This is a genomic window from Acaryochloris sp. IP29b_bin.137, from assembly GCF_028285745.1.
Taxonomy (GTDB): domain Bacteria; phylum Cyanobacteriota; class Cyanobacteriia; order Thermosynechococcales; family Thermosynechococcaceae; genus Acaryochloris.
On the sequence record NZ_JANQOP010000249.1, the window covers coordinates 1 to 2,243 of the forward strand.

Annotated in this window: 1 protein-coding gene and 2 pseudogenes; all 3 read right to left on the reverse strand. The window is 44.2% G+C overall.

Going from position 1 to position 2,243, the window contains the following annotated elements; genetic code table 11:
- Positions 1 to 101: 101 nt before the first annotated feature.
- A pseudogene (locus Q0991_RS17590) lies at positions 102 to 974 on the reverse strand (transposase); the annotation flags it as partial.
- 116 nt (positions 975 to 1,090) lie between these two features.
- Positions 1,091 to 1,395, reverse strand: a pseudogene (locus Q0991_RS17595) (ISKra4 family transposase); the annotation flags it as partial.
- 463 nt (positions 1,396 to 1,858) lie between these two features.
- A complete protein-coding gene (locus Q0991_RS17600; RefSeq protein WP_299490745.1) occupies positions 1,859 to 2,182 on the reverse strand; it encodes a hypothetical protein in 324 nt (107 codons plus the stop codon).
- Positions 2,183 to 2,243 lie beyond the last annotated feature (61 nt).

The window sequence follows — 2,243 nt, forward strand, 5'->3', positions numbered from 1 at the left end:
CTTCTGTTCGTCTGTAAATAGTCTGCGGGGTTTTTGTGTCATCTGAACATTCTCCTAGGTTATCGACTCTTCGGGAATGTCCACTTTTTCGAGTAAAGATCATACATCCATTCTTGCTGTCGAAAGACTTCATGAATCACCAACAACAGACGGTACTGTCGCCGGGACAATTGGGACAGGGAAGCTCCCATGGCTATCAATTCATCAATGTGGGTTAGATTCCGACGCACATAGCCCAACTGCTGACGAATCCCTTTACGAATCAGCTTACGGCTCGGTTGACGTTTCTTGGCAATGGCCAGATAAGCTTTGCGGGCCAGTTGACGATAGGTGCGAGGTTTGCACTTGAGGGACAGCATGACTTGAGCATATAAAGCATCAAGGATGGCTTCACTCGCTTTGCGGGCATCATTGAGCAGATCTAAGTCTGTCGGATAGCGAATATCGGCTGGTGCACAGGTCGCGTCTATCAACAATTGGCCCTGGTTGGGAGGGGCAGGAGGCTCATCTTCATCATCGTCAGAGGGAGGAGATAACTCAGGGGACATCGCAACAGGAGAACCCTCGGATGCCAGCACAGATTCCACGACTGCGTCATTGACTTGAGCTAGCAGCTCTAGCTTCAACCGTTGGCGAAAGTGAACCAGCATGGAGGCATCAAACGGAGCACTATCTCGATATTCGCTAAACCCCAGAAAGTATTGCAAATAGGGATTCTCTCGAATCTGTTCTACGGTCTCTGCATCGGATACACCCAGTTTCTCTTTGATGATTAAGGTTCCTAAGGCCACACGAAAGGGTTTGGCAGGTGCCCCCATGGTTGGACTGAATTGGTCTGCATACTCTGATTCAAAGCTTTCCCAGGGAATCAGCTCGGCGAGTTTTACCCAGCGATTCTCGCCTGATAGTTTCCCTCCGAAGGGCAAGTAGAAGTTCTCAAAGGACTGTTGACCGGGGGAGGGGCGACGATACATTGGGGTGCAGGTGCAAGGGTTTTGAGTATTTTGAATGATTTTCCTTGCACTTCTCAAGGGCGCTCAACACTTGGATACACTGCAAATATTGGAACTTAGACTTTCGAAGCAAGCCTTAAGTAGGGGCTTAACTGATTGCTGGGCTTGACCTTGAGGGCTGTTGCTTGGGTTCGAGTGAGGTTGATTTTGCCCAGAATGCTTTTTAAGGTCCGTCGATATTCTCCGACATCTGGCGGGCTAACTTGGTCGATAAAAAAAGACCCATCTGAGGCGACACATGTGTTTGGAGTTGCATCCGAACAGTGGCTTCAATCTCTGCCAAAGTATTCATGGGCAGGGACTGGGATTGAGAATCTTGATACAGCAATTCTGAAATGCGTGTTACGCAGGCATTGAATTCTTGTTCTTCTTCTGGTGTCATAGTCAATAAGAGGGATCATCTAAGAGCAATTATCATTTTCCTCTCAAAGAAGTGACACGCTCCCGAGTCTGTTAGACGAAAATCAGCTCTACCCAATTTATTTTTAATCTGCTTGAAACCCTATTCAACGCAGTTGTGCTAACAATACAGTAGCGGCAATTGGAGGATATCTTCGGGTAAGTCAGTTATGATTTACCTAGTTGTTTCGAATTTTGTGGTTTAAATAAGGTTAAGGAATCTTCATATATTACTTATCTAAAAGCATATCCATCACTGATCCTTAGAAGTCTGAATAGGCATGCATTGTACATGATAAATTAACATCTACTATGTTACTGATCTTATACCGAATCCGATTTATATAACCCCGATATTCTAAAACGCCAGGAAGTTTTCAAAATAATAATAGTGAATGCTATGAAGATAATCGTTTCGGGGTTTAGTAAATCGGATTTGGTATTAGCTACGAAATTTGAACAGAAGCCTTAGATGAAGGTACCTCAATCGAGAATAAGCTTAGTTTTTCAAGAAACTGTTTGGGAGTACATTTCCCTAAAAATACTGTAGATAGAGGGATGGAAGAGATTGCAACTGTCTTAACCTTATTTAAACCACAAAATCCGAAACAACCAAGAATATTGAGACCCCTCCGATTGATGGTGCTGTGATCAGCCTCTAATCCTCGCTCAAGCATCTCCTCTTCTGAATTCTTATAGCTGAGGGGATAATGGCAATACCAACGGACATTGACAACTGATTTCGGGTTTTTATCCAGTTGACCTGACAAATCGGCTGTTTAACCTAACATGAACAACAAAGAAAGAAGAAACAGGCAATTGTATCGTCTA